Source organism: Xanthomonas sp. D-99, from assembly GCF_017746145.1.
In the GTDB taxonomy this organism is placed as follows: Bacteria; Pseudomonadota; Gammaproteobacteria; order Xanthomonadales; family Xanthomonadaceae; genus Xanthomonas; species Xanthomonas cissicola.
Genome location: NZ_JAGHWU010000097.1, coordinates 12,419 through 28,213 on the forward strand (window position 1 = coordinate 12,419; position 15,795 = coordinate 28,213).

Annotated in this window: 17 protein-coding genes; 9 read left to right on the forward strand and 8 right to left on the reverse strand. The window is 64.8% G+C overall.

Annotation, left to right across the window (positions count from 1 at the left end; genetic code table 11):
• Nucleotides 1–74: 74 nt before the first annotated feature.
• The gene (locus tag J7360_RS20375; protein ID WP_007962676.1) at nucleotides 75–806 is read left to right on the forward strand and encodes a CoA transferase subunit A; all 732 of its coding nucleotides are present in this window, start codon (nucleotides 75–77) and stop codon (nucleotides 804–806) included.
• A complete protein-coding gene (locus tag J7360_RS20380) occupies nucleotides 806–1,438 on the forward strand; it encodes a CoA transferase subunit B (protein WP_007962677.1) in 633 nt (210 codons plus the stop codon). The genes J7360_RS20375 and J7360_RS20380 overlap by 1 nt, the downstream gene beginning before the upstream one ends.
• Nucleotides 1,439–1,468: 30 nt before the next feature.
• Here J7360_RS20380 and J7360_RS20385 read toward each other — a convergent pair whose 3' ends face one another.
• Nucleotides 1,469–3,118, reverse strand: coding sequence for an electron transfer flavoprotein-ubiquinone oxidoreductase (locus J7360_RS20385; RefSeq protein ID WP_057662915.1), 1,650 nt, complete (start codon nucleotides 3,116–3,118; stop codon nucleotides 1,469–1,471).
• Between the two features lie 115 nt (nucleotides 3,119–3,233).
• Here J7360_RS20385 and J7360_RS20390 point away from each other — a divergent pair, with 115 nt between their 5' ends.
• Nucleotides 3,234–3,830, forward strand: coding sequence for an alpha-ketoglutarate-dependent dioxygenase AlkB (locus J7360_RS20390; RefSeq protein ID WP_022559972.1), 597 nt, complete (start codon nucleotides 3,234–3,236; stop codon nucleotides 3,828–3,830).
• A 459-nt stretch (nucleotides 3,831–4,289) separates the two neighbouring features.
• On the opposite strand, the gene J7360_RS20395 is transcribed toward J7360_RS20390, so the two are convergent.
• The 4 genes from J7360_RS20395 to J7360_RS20410 form a co-directional block, all read right to left on the reverse strand.
• Nucleotides 4,290–4,934 carry an ABC-type transport auxiliary lipoprotein family protein gene (locus tag J7360_RS20395; RefSeq protein ID WP_022559971.1) on the reverse strand — a complete coding sequence of 215 codons (645 nt, stop codon included), beginning with the start codon at nucleotides 4,932–4,934 and terminating at the stop codon, nucleotides 4,290–4,292.
• Entirely contained in the window at nucleotides 4,931–5,857 is a 927-nt protein-coding gene (locus J7360_RS20400; RefSeq protein ID WP_003484185.1) for an MlaD family protein, read from the reverse strand. The genes J7360_RS20395 and J7360_RS20400 overlap by 4 nt, the downstream gene beginning before the upstream one ends.
• Before the next feature lie 2 nt (nucleotides 5,858–5,859).
• Nucleotides 5,860–6,696: an ABC transporter ATP-binding protein gene (locus tag J7360_RS20405; protein ID WP_057662918.1), complete on the reverse strand. Its 837-nt coding sequence runs from the start codon at nucleotides 6,694–6,696 to the stop codon at nucleotides 5,860–5,862.
• A gap of 85 nt (nucleotides 6,697–6,781) precedes the next feature.
• Nucleotides 6,782–7,894 (reverse strand): ABC transporter permease, encoded by a 1,113-nt coding sequence (locus tag J7360_RS20410; RefSeq protein WP_057662922.1) that lies wholly within the window; start codon nucleotides 7,892–7,894, stop codon nucleotides 6,782–6,784.
• A gap of 168 nt (nucleotides 7,895–8,062) precedes the next feature.
• Between J7360_RS20410 and J7360_RS20415 the strand changes: the two genes are divergently transcribed.
• Complete coding sequence (locus tag J7360_RS20415; RefSeq protein ID WP_057662925.1) at nucleotides 8,063–9,322, forward strand: threonine/serine exporter family protein; 1,260 nt, start codon at nucleotides 8,063–8,065, stop codon at nucleotides 9,320–9,322.
• A gap of 56 nt (nucleotides 9,323–9,378) precedes the next feature.
• On the opposite strand, the gene J7360_RS20420 is transcribed toward J7360_RS20415, so the two are convergent.
• The 3 genes from J7360_RS20420 to J7360_RS20430 all read right to left on the reverse strand — a co-directional run bounded on the left by J7360_RS20420 (nucleotide 9,379) and on the right by J7360_RS20430 (nucleotide 12,424).
• A complete protein-coding gene (locus J7360_RS20420) occupies nucleotides 9,379–9,840 on the reverse strand; it encodes an H-NS family nucleoid-associated regulatory protein (RefSeq protein ID WP_007970417.1) in 462 nt (153 codons plus the stop codon).
• A 143-nt stretch (nucleotides 9,841–9,983) separates the two neighbouring features.
• Nucleotides 9,984–11,678 (reverse strand): proline--tRNA ligase, encoded by a 1,695-nt coding sequence (locus J7360_RS20425; RefSeq protein WP_042675183.1) that lies wholly within the window; start codon nucleotides 11,676–11,678, stop codon nucleotides 9,984–9,986.
• A 344-nt stretch (nucleotides 11,679–12,022) separates the two neighbouring features.
• Complete coding sequence (locus tag J7360_RS20430; RefSeq protein ID WP_007964196.1) at nucleotides 12,023–12,424, reverse strand: DUF4124 domain-containing protein; 402 nt, start codon at nucleotides 12,422–12,424, stop codon at nucleotides 12,023–12,025.
• A gap of 131 nt (nucleotides 12,425–12,555) precedes the next feature.
• Between J7360_RS20430 and pssA the strand changes: the two genes are divergently transcribed.
• The 5 genes from pssA to J7360_RS20455 all read left to right on the forward strand — a co-directional run.
• Nucleotides 12,556–13,329, forward strand: coding sequence for a CDP-diacylglycerol--serine O-phosphatidyltransferase (gene pssA / locus J7360_RS20435; protein ID WP_005913472.1), 774 nt, complete (start codon nucleotides 12,556–12,558; stop codon nucleotides 13,327–13,329).
• Nucleotides 13,330–13,351: 22 nt separating this feature from the next.
• The gene (locus J7360_RS20440; RefSeq protein WP_007964195.1) at nucleotides 13,352–13,807 is read left to right on the forward strand and encodes a hypothetical protein; all 456 of its coding nucleotides are present in this window, start codon (nucleotides 13,352–13,354) and stop codon (nucleotides 13,805–13,807) included.
• On the forward strand, nucleotides 13,804–14,286 hold the full coding sequence (gene rimI, locus J7360_RS20445; RefSeq protein ID WP_057662956.1) for a ribosomal protein S18-alanine N-acetyltransferase: 483 nt from the start codon (nucleotides 13,804–13,806) through the stop codon (nucleotides 14,284–14,286). The genes J7360_RS20440 and rimI overlap by 4 nt, the downstream gene beginning before the upstream one ends.
• Before the next feature lie 49 nt (nucleotides 14,287–14,335).
• Nucleotides 14,336–14,479 (forward strand): hypothetical protein, encoded by a 144-nt coding sequence (locus tag J7360_RS20450; protein WP_157835077.1) that lies wholly within the window; start codon nucleotides 14,336–14,338, stop codon nucleotides 14,477–14,479.
• Nucleotides 14,480–15,108: 629 nt separating this feature from the next.
• A partial coding sequence (locus tag J7360_RS20455) for a pectate lyase (RefSeq protein ID WP_209034671.1) occupies nucleotides 15,109–15,795 on the forward strand: 687 nt, incomplete at its 3' end.

The window sequence follows — 15,795 nt, forward strand, 5'->3', positions numbered from 1 at the left end:
CGGAATTGCGACCGGGGACAGGGAACAGTCAGCGGATAGAATGGGCGCTTCACATCAGCGAGGTGAGGGCGGTGATGCGCAGCGAAGGACGTGGTGCGGCAAGCGGCAAACGCTATGCCGATGCCAAGGCAGCACTGAGCGGGGTACTGGCCAATGGTCAGACCCTGGCGGTGGGCGGCTTTGGGTTGTGTGGAATCCCGGAGGCATTGATTGCAGCCGTGCGCGACAGTGGGATCGGCGGGTTGACCGTGATCTCCAACAACGCTGGCGTCGACGGATTCGGGCTTGGTCAATTATTGGCCACCCGGCAGATCCGCAAGATGATTTCGTCCTACGTGGGCGAAAACAAGGAATTCGAACGCCAATACCTGGCGGGCGAACTCGAGCTGGAGTTCAATCCGCAAGGCACCCTGGCCGAGCGTTTGCGCGCCGGTGGCGCGGGCATTCCTGCGTTTTACACCGCCACCGGCTACGGCACGATCGTGGCCGAGGGCAAGGAAACGCGCGAATTTGACGGCAAGCATTACGTGCTTGAAACCGCGTTGCAGGCCGACGTGGCGCTGGTCAAGGCATGGCGCGCCGATACCGCCGGCAACCTGGTATTCCGCAAGACCGCGCGCAATTTCAATCCCGCCTGCGCCATGGCCGGACGCGTGTGCATCGCCGAGGTCGAGGACATCGTGGAGCTGGGCGTCATCGATCCGGATCAGGTGCATCTGCCCGGCATTTACGTGGACCGCCTGGTGCTCAACGCCACGCCGGAAAAACGCATCGAACAGCGCACCGTGCGCGAAGGACAGCAGTGATGGCCTGGACCAGAGACCAGATGGCCGCACGCGCGGCGCGCGAACTGACCGATGGCGCCTACGTCAACCTGGGCATCGGCTTGCCGACGCTGGTCGCCAACCACATCCCCGACGGCGTCGATGTGTGGCTGCAGTCGGAGAACGGCCTGCTTGGCATCGGCCCATTTCCTGCCGAAAACGAAGTGGACGCGGACCTGATCAATGCAGGCAAGCAGACCGTGACCGCCCGCGCCGGTGCCAGCTATTTCGGGAGCCACGATTCGTTCGCGATGATCCGTGGCGGCCACATCGACCTTGCCATTCTCGGCGCGATGCAGGTCACCGAGCGCGGCGACCTGGCCAACTGGATGGTGCCCGGAAAGATGGTCAAGGGCATGGGCGGTGCAATGGATCTGGTGGCCGGCGTCAAGCGCGTGGTGGTGTTGATGGAGCACGTCGCCAAGGATGGAAGCCACAAGATCTTGCGCGAATGCGACCTGCCACTGACCGGCGTCGGCGTGGTGGACCGCATCATTACCGATCTGGCGGTGTTCGATGTCACTGCAGAAGGATTGGTGCTGGTGGAACATGCCGATGGAGTGGAGCTGGAGGAACTGCGCAACAAGACCGGCGTTGCATTCATCGCCGCTTAAATAGCCAGGGGCCTGTCAGGCCCCTGGTTTTTAGAGATTCTGGTAGTTCGGACCCGAACCACCCTCCGGTGTGACCCAGGTGATGATTTCGTACGGATCCTTGATGTCGCAGGTCTTGCAGTGCACGCAGTTGGCCGCGTTGATCTGCAGGCGCTTGCCGGAGGGGCTGGCGGTGTCCGCGACCATTTCGTAGACGTTGGCCGGGCAGAAGCGCGTGCAGGGGTTGTCGTATTCCGTCACGCAGCGGGTGGCGCACACATCGGTGTCCAGCACCTTCAGATGCACCGGCTGGTCTTCATCGTGCTCGGTGGCGGCGAAATAAACGGCTTGCAAGCGGTCGCGGGGGGCCAGGTCGCGGGTGACGTAGTCGCGCTTGGGCTGCTCGTACTCGCCGAGCTTGTGCAGCGCCGACCAGTCGGGTTTGTTCTTCAGCGTCCACGGCGAAGCGCCCTTGAGCGCGGTTTCCCAGGCCGCGTTGAGCAGGCCGAACCACAGGCCTTTCTTGAAACCTGGCTTGATGTTGCGGACTTGTTTCAGCTCGGCCATGACGTCGGAGGCGCGCAATGTGGCATCGAAACCCTGCGGCGCCAGCTGCGACTGCACCAGGTGTTCGGCGGCCAGCATGCCGCTGCGAATCGCCTGGTGGGTGCCCTTGATCTTGGGCACGTTGAGCAGGCCGGCGGTGTCGCCAATGAGCAAGGCGCCGGGCATGTCCACTTTCGGCAGCGATTGCCAACCGCCACTGACCAGTGCGCGGGCACCGGCAGACAAGATGCTGCCACCTTCCAGCAGCGGCTTGATCATGGGGTGGTTCTTCCATTGCTGGAAGGCTTCCCACGGCTGGTAGGTCGGGTCGCTGTAGTCCAGCCCGCTCACATAACCGAGCGCAATCTGGTTGTTGTCCAGGTGATACACGAAGCTGCCGCCGTAGGTACGGTTGTCGGCTGGCCAGCCAATGGTGTGCACGATCTTGCCGGGCGTGACGCGGCCTTCCGGGACCTGCCACAGTTCCTTGATGCCGATCGAATAGCCTTGCGGGTCGCTGTCGGCGGTGAGGTCGAAGCGCTTGAGCAGCCGCTTGGTCAGGTGACCACGCGCGCCTTCGGCAAGCACGGTGACCTTGGCACGGATATCGATGCCGGCGGTGTAGCCGGGCTTGTGCGAGCCGTCTTTTGCAATACCCATGTCGCCAATGCGCACGCCCACCACCTGGCCGCTGTCGTCGTGCAGCGTTTCGGCGGCAGCGAAGCCGGGGTAGATCTCCACGCCCAGCGCTTCGGCCTGCGGCGCCAGCCAGGCGCACATCGCGCCCAGGCTGACGATGAAGTTGCCATGGTTGCGCATGCCCGGCGGAACCACCGGGAACTTGCGCGCGCTGTCCTTGCCGAGGAACCAGAATTCGTCGTTGGTGGCCGCCACGCAGATCGGCGGCGGACTGTCGCGCCAGCCTGGCAGCAGTGCATCCAGCGGGCCGGGCTCGATCACCGCACCGGACAGGATATGCGCACCGATGGTGCTGGATTTTTCGATCACGCAGACGCTGATGCTCGGATCGAGCTGCTTGAGCCGGATCGCAAACGACAGCCCGGCCGGACCGGCACCGACGGTGACGACGTCGTATTCCATGACGTCACGCTCGACCGCCTCTGACGCGTGTGCGCCCACTCCCGCTTCCGACATTGCTCCGCTCCCGTTGGCTCGATGGCTGTCGCGCATTTTCCGGGATTGCATGTGACGGCGGCAAATCGCGTCGATTCATCCGCAGTGCGCAGGCCTGCGTGCTAGCGTTTCCGGCATGAGGATTCGGGTGGCATTGCCGGGAGCGGAGATCAACTGGTGGCGGGGTTGGCTGCAGCCTGCGCAGGCCGATGCGCTGATGCAGGCGCTGCTGGCGCAGGCGCAGTGGGAGGTGCACCGCATCCGGATGTTCGGGCGCATGGTGGATTCGCCGCGCCTGAGCAGCTGGGTCGGCGATCCGGAGGCGAGCTATCGCTACTCGGGCACACGGTTCTCGCCACAGCCGTGGCTGGACGTGCTGCAGCCAGTGCGTAGGCGGCTGGAGGACGAGACCGGTCACCGGTTCAACAGCGTGCTGGTCAATCGCTACCGACGTGGCAGTGACGCGATGGGCTGGCACAGCGACGACGAGCCTGAGCTGGGCGCGCAGCCGTTGATTGCCTCTGTGAGCCTGGGAGCCACGCGGCGCTTTGCGTTCAAGCACCGCGACGATGCGGCCTTGAAGCAAACGCTGGAGCTGGGCCACGGCGACCTGTTGTTGATGGGCGGTGATACCCAGCGCCACTACAAACACGCGTTGCCGCGCACCGCCAAGCCGGTCGACGAGCGCATCAATCTGACCTTTCGTCAGATCGCGGTGCGCGTGTCCCAGTGATCGGCGCCAGCAACGCGTAGCGCGCTCGCCTGGGCGGTGGCCTGGTGGGCGTGTCGGCCGCAGCTTGCGTGGGCGCAATCAGCAGCCCAGGTCAAACGATGAGTGGATCGAGTGCGCGGTGCCCTCACCGCTTGCGGCACACGCCGTGAACCCAATCCATGGGGACCGTTGGCGGCATCCATGCCGCCAACGGTCCCGCAAGCGGCGAGGACACCGCACCAGGAAGTTCATGAGTGACTTGATTGAAGAGCGAGGACGCCCCGCCCAGGCAGTCGACTGGCCGCTGTGTTGAAGACGAGGAGACCGCGTCGAGTAGCCGTAGCTGCTTTTTTGAAAGCTGTGCGCACCGACCATCTCAACTGCTTGCCCGCTTACCGTCGCGGGAGCCTTGGCGGCATGGATGCCGCCAAGGAGCTTACATGGACGTATTTGCAACCGCTCCAGGTCTGTCGCTTTCGCTTACAACGAACGCGGCAAGTGCTGGCTGTCCTGCTGACCGGTGGTCAGGGTCCAGCCGACCAGCTCGGTGGTGAGCTGGGTCAGCGCCTGCTCGAAAGCCACTGCGACTGCGGCGGTATCGGTGCCGGTGGAGGGGCGGGCGACCAGGAAGGTACGCGAGGCGACTACGCGTTGATCGGCCGAATGCAGCAGTTTGGCGTTGAGCTCGATCGTGGCCGAGGGCAGCGACTGGCCGGCGTAATCGGATTCGAAGCGGCGCAGGTCGATCGCCAGCTTGTAGTCGGAGCGGATGCCGGTGCCGATATGGGCCACCGCGGCAATCTTGCCGGAGTCTTCGAACGCGCGCACCACGCTGTCTTCCAGCATGTCGGTGGCGGGCTGTGCCCAACCAGCGCCGTGGTATACCTGCAGTTCGCCAGGGCTCGGGCGCACATTGATGCGCGGGCTGTCGATGACGCGGGCGGCGCTGGGCTTGGCCACCACCAGCTGCCAGGTCACCTGTGGCCACGCCGGGTTCGGGGTCACCCGCACGGTGGGCGCATAGATGGTGGCCGGCTTCTGGTCGCCGCCGGTCAGGACCGAGCAGCCGCCCAGCGCCAGCAACGAGACGCACAGCAAGGGACGCAACAGGCGCATGGCAGTCATTTCGGTTCGAACTCCTTGGGTGCGTCGCGGCCAAGCAGGTAGCGCGCAGGGTTGTTGTCCAGTTTGTCGCTGACCCGGCGCAGGTCGCGGATCAGGCCACGCAATTCGGTCAGTGTGGGGCCGAGCTGGCCCAGCCCATCATTGGCAAAACTATTGATGGCCGCGCGGTTCTCGCCAAGGATGTTGTCGGCGTTGCCGGCCGCCGAGTCCAGCTTGACCAGGGTGGCATCGAGTTTTTCCAGGATGCCCGGCAGCTGCTGCACCAGGTTCTGATCCAGCCGCTTGATGGTGCCGTTGGTGGTGGTCAGGGTGGTGTCCAGATTGCGCGCGGCGTCGCGCGCGCTGACGATCAGCGCCTGCATGCCTTCGTCGCGATCGGCAATGCCGCCGCTGATCTTTTCCAGGTTCTGCAAGGTGGCCGAAATGCTGGCCACGTTCTTGTCCGAGAGCATCTGGTCCATGCGCTCGACGATGCGGTTGGCGGTGTCGGTGATGTTCTGCAGCGCCGATGGCGTGGTCTGGATGATCGGCGCATCGCTCTTGTCGATGGTGGTCAGCGCCGGCGCTTCGGGCGTGCCGCCGGAGAGCTGGATGATCGACGGCCCGGTCAGGCTGGTGATCGCCAGCTTGGCGCGGGTGTCGCTCTTGATCGGCGTGGTCGAATTGACGCGCACATGCGCGACCACCTGCCGCGGGTCGTTCGGCGCCAGGGTCAACTCGGTGATCGAGCCGACCGCGATGCCGTTGTACTGCACCGGGCTGCCGACCGACAGGCCGGTCACCGCCTCGCGGAACACCACCCGGTACTGCTGCCAGGTGCGGTCGGAGGAATATTTGGCGGCCCAGAGCCCGAACAGCAGCAGGGCCAGGCCGGCCACGATGGTGAAGGCGCCGATCAGGACGTAATTGGCTTTGGTTTCCATGCTCAGGCGGTCTCGGTGGAATCGGTCTTGGCCGCGCGCGCAGCGCGGGCGCGCGGACCGTGAAAATAGTCCTGGATCCAGGGGTGATCGATCTGCTCGACCTCGGCCAGCGGCGCGTTGGCGATCACCTTGCGATCGGCCAGTACCGCGATGCGGTCGCAGATGGCGTACAGCGTATCCAGGTCGTGGGTGATCAGGAACACGGTCAGGCCCAGGGCCTGCTGCAAGGTGCGGATCAAACGGTCGAAGGCGGCCGCACCGATCGGGTCCAGCCCGGCGGTGGGCTCGTCCAGGAACAGCAACGGTGGATCCAGCGCCAGCGCGCGCGCCAGGCCGGCGCGCTTGCGCATGCCGCCGGACAATTGCGAAGGCAGCTTGTCCAGCGCATCGGCGGGCAGGCCGGCGAGCTTGATCTTCAGCAGCGCCAGTTCGAAATACCAGCGCTCGGGAAACTCGCCATGGTGTTCCTTCAGCGGCACCTGGACGTTTTCACCCACGGTCATCGACGAAAACAGCGCCCCGTCCTGAAACAGCACGCCGGTGTTGCGGGTGATGTGCTGGCGGTCGGCGAACCGGCCCGAGCGCGCGTCCGCGCCCAGCACCTGGATGCTGCCGGCGTCGGGTTCGCGCAGGCCCAGGATGCTGCGCATCAGCACCGACTTGCCGGTGCCCGAACCGCCGACCACGCCGAGGATCTCGCCGCGACGCACATCCAGATCCAGGTCTTCGTGCACGGTCTGGCTGCCGAAACGGTTGGTGAGCCCGCGCACGGAGATCGCCAGCTGTTCGTCGTCGGCCTCTGGGACGGGATTGGGAACTTGGGATTCGGGATTGGTCACGGCACAGCTCTCCGAAATGTCAGGCTGCCAGCGGCGCTTGTGCCTTGCACGAATCCCGAATCCCGAATGTCGAATCCCGGCTCCATCACCACCCCATCTTCATGAACCACAACGCCGCAATCGCGTCGAGGATGATGACCAGGGAAATCGTCTGCACCACCGAGGAGGTGGTACGTTCGCCCACCGATTGCGCGGTGCCGCTGACCTTCAGCCCTTCCAGGCAGCCGATCAGGCCGATCACCAGCGCAAACAGCGGTGCCTTCGAGAGTCCGACCAGGAGATGCCGCAACTGGATGGTGTCGTGCATGCGCGCCAGATACATCTGCGGTGGAATATCCAGGTCGAATGCGCCCACGGTGACGCCACCGGCCAGGCCGGCGATCATCGCGATGAAGGTCAGCAGCGGCAGGGTGAATACCAGCGCGAGCAGGCGCGGGATCACCAGCAGGTTGATCGGGTCCAGGCCCAGGGTGCGGATCGCGTCCACTTCCTCGCGCGATTTCATCGCACCGATCTGCGCGGTGAAGGCGCTGGCGGTGCGGCCTGCCAGCACAATTGCCGTCAGCAGCACCGCGAATTCGCGCAGGAAGGCGATGGACACCAACTCCACCACATAAATTTCCGCACCGAAGTCGCGCAGGATGGTCGAGCCCAGGAAGGCGATCACCGCGCCCACCAGATACGACAGCAGTACCACCAGCGGCACCGCGTCCAGGCCCACCTGCTCCATGTGATGCACGGTGGAGGTCAGCCGGAAGCGCCGCGGCTCGTGGATCAGCCGCATGATCTTGACCAGGTTTTCGCCCAGAAAACTGTTCAACTCCAGGATGTCCTGGCCGACGCGGTGGGTGGCCCGACCCAGGCGGTCGAGCGCGGCGACGAAGCCGTAATCGCGTTTGGGCTTGGGGCGCTCGTCGTTGAGTTCCTCGATGGTGCACACCAGTGCCTGGTGCTCATCGCGAAAATCGATCGCGTCTTCCTTCAGGCCCATGCGGCCGGCAAAGCGCAGCAGCTGCAGTACGCCGGCCGAATCCAGCTGCTGGATGCCGCGCGCGTCGATGCGGCGCACCCCCTCGGGTACGGCCTGCAGCAATTCTGCCTGGGGCAGGGCGGTCGCCAGGACCCAACTGCCAGCGAGGCGGACCTGTGCCTGATCCTGCGAGTCTTGTTCGATGCGTGGAGGTTGCGGTTTGATCATGGGTGGCCTGTCCGTGGCGCCAGCATACAGGGCCAATGTGAGCGACGGATGGGGACGCAACCGCAGCGGTGTGCCGATGGCCGTCAATCAGGGCGCCGGCCACGCGCGCTGCGGCATACACTGGCGGCCTCGCCGGACACGGCGTTTCTCCGATCCGACCCGCCACGCATGTCCGCTGCCACCGTTGTCCTTCCGTCCGCCAGCGCCACCTACGCCCAGCGCGTCGCCTTCGTGTCCGAAATCGCCGGGCGCCTGCATTCCTATGGCACCACCGCGCAACGGCTGGAAGCAGCGGTGGTGGGGTTGTCGCAGAAGCTGGGCCTGGACTGCGAGCCCTGGTCCAACCCCACCGGCATCATCCTGAGCTTCAGCGACCCGACCAAGGCGATCGGCTCCAGCGATATCACGCGGGTGATCCGCCTGGCCCCGGGCGAGAACGATCTGTACAAGCTCATCGTGGCCGACTATGTGGCCGACAGCGTGGCCAACGGCCGCATGAGCATCGGGCAAGGACACACCGCCTTGCGCCGGCTGGACCGCGAGGTGGACCGGCGCGGCAAGACCCTGCAGGTGCTGGCGTTCGGGCTGGCCGCCGCCGGCGTGGCCGGGCTGTGGAAGCTGCCGTGGCTGGATATCGCCACGGCCGGGGCGATCGGCATGTCGATCGGCCTGCTCACCCAGTACACCGACAAGCGCGCTGCCAGCAAGGAAGCCGGCGAGGCGCTGGCCGGCCTGCTGGCCGGGGTCGTGGCGGCGCTGGTGGCCTCCCTGCTGTGGCCCTTGAACCTCAATACGGTGATCATCGCCTCGCTGGTGGTGCTGCTGCCAGGCATGTCATTGACCAATGCATTCAACGAGCTGGCCAGCCAGCACTGGGTCTCCGGCACGGCGCGTCTGGCCGGCGCGGTCACCACGGTGCTCAAGCTGACCGTGGGTGCGGTCATTGCGGTGACGCTGACCCAGCTGGTTGGCCTGCAACCCCAGGTGGCCGCGTTGCGGCCACAGGCCGGCTGGGTGGAATGGGCCTCGTTGGTGGTGGCCGCTTATGCGTTTGCGGTGCTGTTCAAAGCCAATCGACGTGATTATTTATGGATCATGGCGGCGGCTATGTCAGGTTATGTCATTGCGCGTTATGCAGGACATGCCTGGGGCGGCCCGGCCGGTGTATTCGCCTCTGCAATGGCATTGACCGCCGCGGGAAATTTATTCGGGCGCGTGGTGCACAAGCCCGGTGCGCTGATCCGGTTGCCCGGCATCATCATGCTGGTTCCCGGGAGCGTCAGTTTGCGTGGCTTTTTGACCCTGGTGCAGCAACAGGATGTCAGCGTCGGACAAGCCGCACTCTTGGCAGTGACCAATATCGTGATGGCATTGATGGCCGGATTGCTGTTTGGCAATCTGCTCATTCCGGCCCGCAAGAATTTATAAGGGCAAACACCCCGCAATAAAAACGCCGGCATGGCCGGCGCTCTTATTGGTTCGAATCAGGCAGCCTTGGACTTCTTGGCGGCGCGCTTGGTGACGGCCTTGCGCGGCGAGGCCTTCTTTGCGGTTGCTTTTTTCGCACCGCCGACCTTGCTGATCAGGAAGTCTTCCACCTTCTTGCCGGCGGCGGTCAACTCGGCCAGCCAGCGCGGCTGCTTGCCACGGCCGGTCCAGGTTTCCTGGGCGTTGGCGGGGTTGCGATACTTCGGCGGCACCTTGCCCAGCTTGCGCCCGGCACGCGGACCCGGCTTGCCGGTACCCGCCGGACGGCCCGGGCCGGCACTGGCAGAAGCGCCAAACAATTCTTCGATGGAATAACCCTGGGCTTTTGCAGCGCGGACCAGCTGCGTGCGGACCTTGGCGATCGGCGCGCGCTTGGCAACCACGGTCTGCTGCTTCTTTGCATTTTTGATCAGGGCGCTCAACTGCTTGGCCGACAGGCCACTAAGATCGATCGACATCACTGCTCCAAAAGATGAGAGAAAAAGAATGCCGGTCCATGGCAGCGGTGGCCATCATAAAGTGAGAAAACCGGTGTGACAAATGCGCCGAAATAATTCGGCGCTTTGTGTTCATCCATTTGAAGCCGATACCCGGGGTTTGATCAATGCCCCAGGCGGGAGAATAACCCTGCTTTATCCAGGCTTTCCGCTGCATCGGCGGTACGGGCGCGATATTCAAAAGTGCCAGCCGCCAATCCACGTTCCGAGACCACTACCCGATGCGGAATGCCCAGCAGTTCCATATCGGCGAACATCGCGCCCGGGCGTAGTCCGCGGTCGTCCAGGGCGGCATCCAGGCCGGCGGCAAGCAATTGGTCCAGCAAGGCCTGGGCGGCGGCGAGCACCTGTGGGTCCTGCTTGGGATTGATCACGCAGACCACCACCTGCCACGGCGCCATCGGCGCGGGCCAGATGATGCCGGCATCGTCATGGTTCTGTTCGATCGCCGCGGCCACGATGCGCGAAATGCCGATGCCGTAGCAGCCCATCTTCATCACCGCCGCCTTGCCACCTTCGTCGATGACGGTGGCTTGCAGCGCCTGCGCGTACTGGCTGCCAAGCTGGAATACATGGCCCACCTCGATACCGCGAGCCAGGCGCAGTTCGCCGCCATCGGCCGCGCGTTCGCCTTCGACCACGTTGCGCACATCGGCCACGGTCTGCGGTTCGGGCAGATCGCGGCCCCAGTTGACGCCGACCAGGTGGGCGCCGGACACATTCGCGCCGACCACAAAATCGGCCAGTGCGGCGACATCGCGGTCGGCCACCACGCGCACCGGGCGTGCGGTGTTGACCGGGCCCAGGAAGCCCGGCTCGCAGCCGAGGTGTTCGCGGATTTCGCTTTCGTTGGCCAGGCGGTAATCGGCCAGTCCGGGCACCTTGGCCAGCTTGATCTCGTTGACCGCGTGATCGCCACGCACCAGTACCAGCACGAAGCCGGCCTGCGTCATCACCGCCACCGACTTGACCGTGCGCTGCAGCGCGATGCCGAGCAACTGGGCCACGTCTTCGCAGGTCTTCTGGGTGGGCGTTGCCACCTGCTGCATCGCTTCGCTGGCCGCGGCGCGCGGGGCAGGCGGTGCCGCACTGGCGGCTTCCACATTGGCGGCGTAATCGGAGCCAGTGGAGAACGCCAGCGAGTCTTCGCCGGAGTCGGCGATCACGTGGAATTCCTGCGATGCATCGCCGCCGATGGCGCCGGAATCGGCCTGCACGGCGCGGAAGTCCAGTCCCAGGCGTGTGAAGATGCGCGTATAGGCGGCGCGCATGTTGTCGTATTCGCGCGCCATGTCCTCGTCGGTGAGGTGGAACGAATACGCGTCCTTCATCAGGAACTCGCGCGCACGCATCACCCCGAAGCGCGGGCGGATCTCATCGCGGAATTTGGTCTGGATCTGATAGAAATTCAGCGGCAGCTGCTTGTAGCTGTTGATTTCCTGGCGCGCGAATTCGGCAGCGGCCTCTTCGGCGGTGGGGCTGTAGCAGAACTCCTGTTCCTTGCGGTCCTTGATCTTGAGCAGCTGCCCGCCGAACTTTTCCCAACGTCCGGTGGCGTCCCACAGTTCACGCGGCTGGATGGTGGGAAACAGCACTTCCACTGCGCCGGCGCGGTTCATCTCTTCGCGCACGATGGCTTCGACCTTGCGCAACACGCGCAGGCCCAGCGGCGACCAGGTGTACAGCCCGGAGGCCAGCTTGCGGATCATGCCCGCGCGCAGCATCAGGCGGTGGCTGACCAGCTCGGCGTCGGCCGGGGTTTCCTTGGTGGTGTGCAGATGGAACTGGGAAAGACGCATCGGGCTTCGCTTGGGCGGAAAGCCGCTAGTTTGCCAGTCCCGGGCCCTGCCGGTCATCGCCAGGCGCGCGTTGCCCGGTTGTCGCTGGCCAGGGCGGACCTGTGCGGGGCGGCTCGAGTGGCTGGCTTGCCGGCACACGTGCGCCGCAGGCCCGTGGTTGTCCGCATACATCCGTCACCGGTGCCCGGCGATCGTGCAGCTGCTGGGGCCGCGCTTCGTCTACGACCTACGCAGGTGCGGCCATCAGGTCGGGCGCGCTGGCTCGGCCGGTGCTCGCGGCACCAAGGTGTTTGGCTCCAGCCCGGCGGCAGGGGGGCAATCCCGTCCTGGCACCTCTTCCCGGCTCAGGTGGCCGGGCCGCCTGGGGCTGCCGGCTTGCAATAGGCCTTGACGGCGGCGTCGGCCAGGTTCCTCTGGGTCGCACGGGCATCCTGGTCCAGGACGGCGCCAGGCTTGCCATCGGCGCCGGCCGCCATGGAGACCTCTCCCTTGCCGCTGAGCAGTTCCAGATTGCGGCGCGCGGTGAGGCAGTCGGCCGATTCGGGCGCTGCCGTCTCTGCTGCAGCAATGGCGGCGGTGCCGTTGCGCGCGTCGATTCGGCGCGCTTCATAGCGCTGGCCGGTCGGTGGCGGGGTTTCGGTGTAGTGGGTCACGCCCTTGGCGTCCTTCCACTTATAAAGATCGGTCGCGCCGGCGGCGGCGCTGACCAGCATCAACAGGGCGCAAAGCCCGGACGACAGCTGCATGTGGCTTCCCCTGGATAATTCCCGCTGCGATTGCAGCATCCGCAGCGGGCGCTGGCAAGTGATGGGCGCGCAAGGTGCTGAACCAGCAGGCGCGCTACCGCCGGACAGACCTCAGGCCCTACACTTGGCGGATGGATGAGATGAGACCGCCCCCGCGCTCGCGCACGATTTACCTGCTGCCGAACCTGTTCACCACTGCCGGGCTGTTTTCCGGTTTCTACGCCATCATCGCCGCCGCCAATGGGCAGTTCGTCCAGGCCGCCATGGCGGTGTTCGTGGCCGCGGTGATGGACGGGCTGGATGGCAGGGTGGCGCGTCTGACCAATACCAGCAGCGAATTCGGTGTGCAGTACGACTCGCTGGCCGATCTGGTCAGCTTCGGCATGGCGCCCGCGCTGGTGATGTACCACTGGTCGCTGTCGGCGCTGAAGTACGACAGCAGCGTGATGGGCCGGGTCGGTTGGTCGGCTGCCTTTTTGTATGCGGCCTGCGCGGCGCTGCGGCTGGCGCGCTTCAACACCCAGGTCGGCGTGGTCGACAAGCGCTGGTTCATCGGCTTGGCCAGCCCGGCGGCGGCTGGATTGATGATGTCCTTCGTTTGGGCCTTCGCCGACGACAGCCTGGGCTTCGATGGCGAGCAGCTGCGCTATGTGGCGCTGGCGGTCACGGTGGTGTCGGCGTTGCTGATGGTCAGCCGAATCCGCTTCTGGAGCTTCAAGGGCGGCGCGCGCGGCCCGCGTGCCGACCGCGTGCCGTTCCTGGCGCTGGCGATCGCCACGGTGGTGATTGCGCTGTTGGTGATCGATCTGGCGCGCTCGTTGCTGGTGATCGGCGTGCTGTACGCCTTGTCGGGTCCGTTGATGTGGCTGTGGCGACGCTGGCGGCGCGTGCCCGAGCTGCCATGAGCCAGTTTTCGTGAGCGACTCAATGAGCGAGCCGATGTGGTCCGATCTGCAGGTGTCGTATCTGCAGGCATTGGGACATACCGTGTATCTGGATCGCGATGCGGTCGATGCGTTGCCCGCGCCTGTCGAGATTGCCGAGCGCGCACCGATGGCCGCGCCGGCGCGCGTGGAGCGTGCGCTGCAACCTGCAACGGCCAATGCGCCCGTCGCGCGGCGGAATGCACCGGCGGCACCGGCCGAAGCGCCACGTGCGCCCAGCACTGCGCCAGCGCCGGTGCCGCAACGGCGCAGTCGTGTCGGCATGCCGGATCGCCTGCAGATGGCTTTGCTGCGCGCATCCGGCTGCAATCCGGGCGATCCTGCGACCCAGGCCTTGATGGCATCCTGGCCGCTGGCGGAACTGCGCGGTAATCCGGCCGCCAAGCGTGCGCTGTGGCCGCAGCTGCGCGCGCTGCGTCGGCGCCGGGACCCGGCGTGAGCGCGTTGAATGCGCCGCAACCCACCTCGCTGCGCGCAATGCGCGAGAGCGACCTGGATGCGGTGATGGAGATCGAGCTGCGCGCCTATCCGTTTCCGTGGACGCGCAACATCTTTCGCGATTGCCTGCAGGCCGGATATCCCGGCTGGGTGATGGAGCAGGGCGGCCGGGTCATCGGCTATGGCGTGATCAGCATCGCCGCCGACGAGGCGCACGTGCTCAACGTCTGCATCGCACCGGAGGCGCAATCGCAAGGCCACGGTCGCGTGTTGCTGCGCGCGCTGATCAAGGGCGCCTGCGATCGCGGTGCGCGGCGCGCGTTTCTGGAAGTGCGCCCGTCCAACCCCTCGGCCATCGCGCTGTACCACTCCGAAGGCTTCAACGAAATCGACCGGCGCCCGCGCTACTACCCATCCCACACCGGGCGCGAAGACGCCTTGGTGATGGCGATCGAGTTGTTCTTCGAAGGATTTTCCTGAGCGCACCCACGCATCGTTGAGGATGCGTGCCGGTTGGCGTTGCTGCGGCATGCAGTTGCTGCCCTGGATGCCGGCGCTGATGGTCTGCGATTCGATGCTTATGCTGAGCGACTGCATGATGCACCTGCGCATGGAGCGTCTGGTATCACCCTTGCCCAACGAGCTCGCCTTGCTCTACCGAGCGGCTTGGTGAGGTCGCAGCGAAACGATCGCCGGATCGGTCGATGGCGGCGCTGACCCATGCGCATCAGAAGCGTGGCGTCCAAATGATGCTGCGCCTGTGCAATCGATCTCAACGTGGTCATGCGTCATGCCGGCCACATTGGAGCGAGGGGCTTGCGCCTTGCGTACAACGTGGGCCGACGCGCCCGTCTGCGAGGTGGCGAATGTTTCGCCATAGAACGATAGGCGCTTTTGCGTTGTTCCGGTCGTATGCGGGCGGCGCTTTTGTGTTGAATGCCGCGGCGCGGCAATGCGATGCAACGACTGGCACGCCAAAAAACACATGTATTTGAATGGTGGCGTGCGTTCTCGCGGATTACCCCGACATGGTGTGACACGCAATCATGCTGCGTTGCAGTGTCCTTGCGCTGTCTCTGCGTGTCCTGATCGCAACGTTTTGTCTCTTCTTTTGTGTCTCGCAAGCGTTTGCGTGATTACGCATGCATATCCGAAAAGCGTCTAGATACAAGCGGTTGCAATGCTCCTAGTATCGGTGTCGCGGAATCGAATATTCCATATCTGAATAATACGTCCCGCTTCTGCTGGACCAGGGGTGCGCCGCAGCGCGGCGCATCGAACCCATTCGAGGGAGAGATCAAGATGAAGCCGAAATTTTCGACGGCGGCCGCCGCGTCGCTGTTCGTTGGGTCGTTGCTGCTCACCGGCGTTGCCTATGCCGATGCGGCGTTGGAGGTTGCAACCACGGGCTGGGCGACCCAGAACGGCGGCACCAAGGGCGGCTCCAAAGCGGCTGCCGCCAATATCTACACCGTCAAGAACGCCGCCGAATTGAAAGCAGCATTGAGCGCAAGCGTCGGAAGCAACGGGCGCATCATCAAGGTCAGCGGCATCATCGATATCAGCGAAGGAAAGCCTTACACCAAAACCTCGGACATGAAGACGCGCGCGCGTCTGGACGTGCCCACCAAGACCACGCTGATCGGCATCACCAGCAACGCGGAAATTCGCGAAGGCTATTTTTACGTCAAGGCCAACGACGTCATCATCCGCAATATCACCATCGAAAATCCATGGGACCCGGAGCCGGTCTGGGACCCGGATGATGGCAGTGCCGGCAACTGGAATGCGGAGTACGACGGCCTGACCGTGGAAGGCGCCAGCAACGTGTGGGTGGACCATGTCACCTTCACCGATGGCCGCCGTACCGACGATCAGAACGGCACAGCAAATGGCCGTCCGAAACAGCACCACGATGGCGCGATGGACATCAAGAAAGGCGCCAATTTCGTCACCGTCTCGTACTCGGGTAATCCCCCCACTTTTAGC

Coding starts and splice junctions, on each gene's coding strand:
- J7360_RS20375 (WP_007962676.1), top strand. CDS start 75: ATGCGCAGCGAAGGACGTGGTGCGGCAAGCGGCAAACGCTATGCCGAT.
- J7360_RS20380 (WP_007962677.1), top strand. CDS start 806: ATGGCCTGGACCAGAGACCAGATGGCCGCACGCGCGGCGCGCGAACTG.
- J7360_RS20385 (WP_057662915.1), bottom strand. CDS start 3,118: ATGTCGGAAGCGGGAGTGGGCGCACACGCGTCAGAGGCGGTCGAGCGT.
- J7360_RS20390 (WP_022559972.1), top strand. CDS start 3,234: ATGAGGATTCGGGTGGCATTGCCGGGAGCGGAGATCAACTGGTGGCGG.
- J7360_RS20395 (WP_022559971.1), bottom strand. CDS start 4,934: ATGACTGCCATGCGCCTGTTGCGTCCCTTGCTGTGCGTCTCGTTGCTG.
- J7360_RS20400 (WP_003484185.1), bottom strand. CDS start 5,857: ATGGAAACCAAAGCCAATTACGTCCTGATCGGCGCCTTCACCATCGTG.
- J7360_RS20410 (WP_057662922.1), bottom strand. CDS start 7,894: ATGATCAAACCGCAACCTCCACGCATCGAACAAGACTCGCAGGATCAG.
- J7360_RS20415 (WP_057662925.1), top strand. CDS start 8,063: ATGTCCGCTGCCACCGTTGTCCTTCCGTCCGCCAGCGCCACCTACGCC.
- J7360_RS20420 (WP_007970417.1), bottom strand. CDS start 9,840: ATGTCGATCGATCTTAGTGGCCTGTCGGCCAAGCAGTTGAGCGCCCTG.
- J7360_RS20425 (WP_042675183.1), bottom strand. CDS start 11,678: ATGCGTCTTTCCCAGTTCCATCTGCACACCACCAAGGAAACCCCGGCC.
- J7360_RS20430 (WP_007964196.1), bottom strand. CDS start 12,424: ATGCAGCTGTCGTCCGGGCTTTGCGCCCTGTTGATGCTGGTCAGCGCC.
- pssA (WP_005913472.1), top strand. CDS start 12,556: ATGGATGAGATGAGACCGCCCCCGCGCTCGCGCACGATTTACCTGCTG.
- J7360_RS20440 (WP_007964195.1), top strand. CDS start 13,352: ATGAGCGAGCCGATGTGGTCCGATCTGCAGGTGTCGTATCTGCAGGCA.
- J7360_RS20450 (WP_157835077.1), top strand. CDS start 14,336: ATGCAGTTGCTGCCCTGGATGCCGGCGCTGATGGTCTGCGATTCGATG.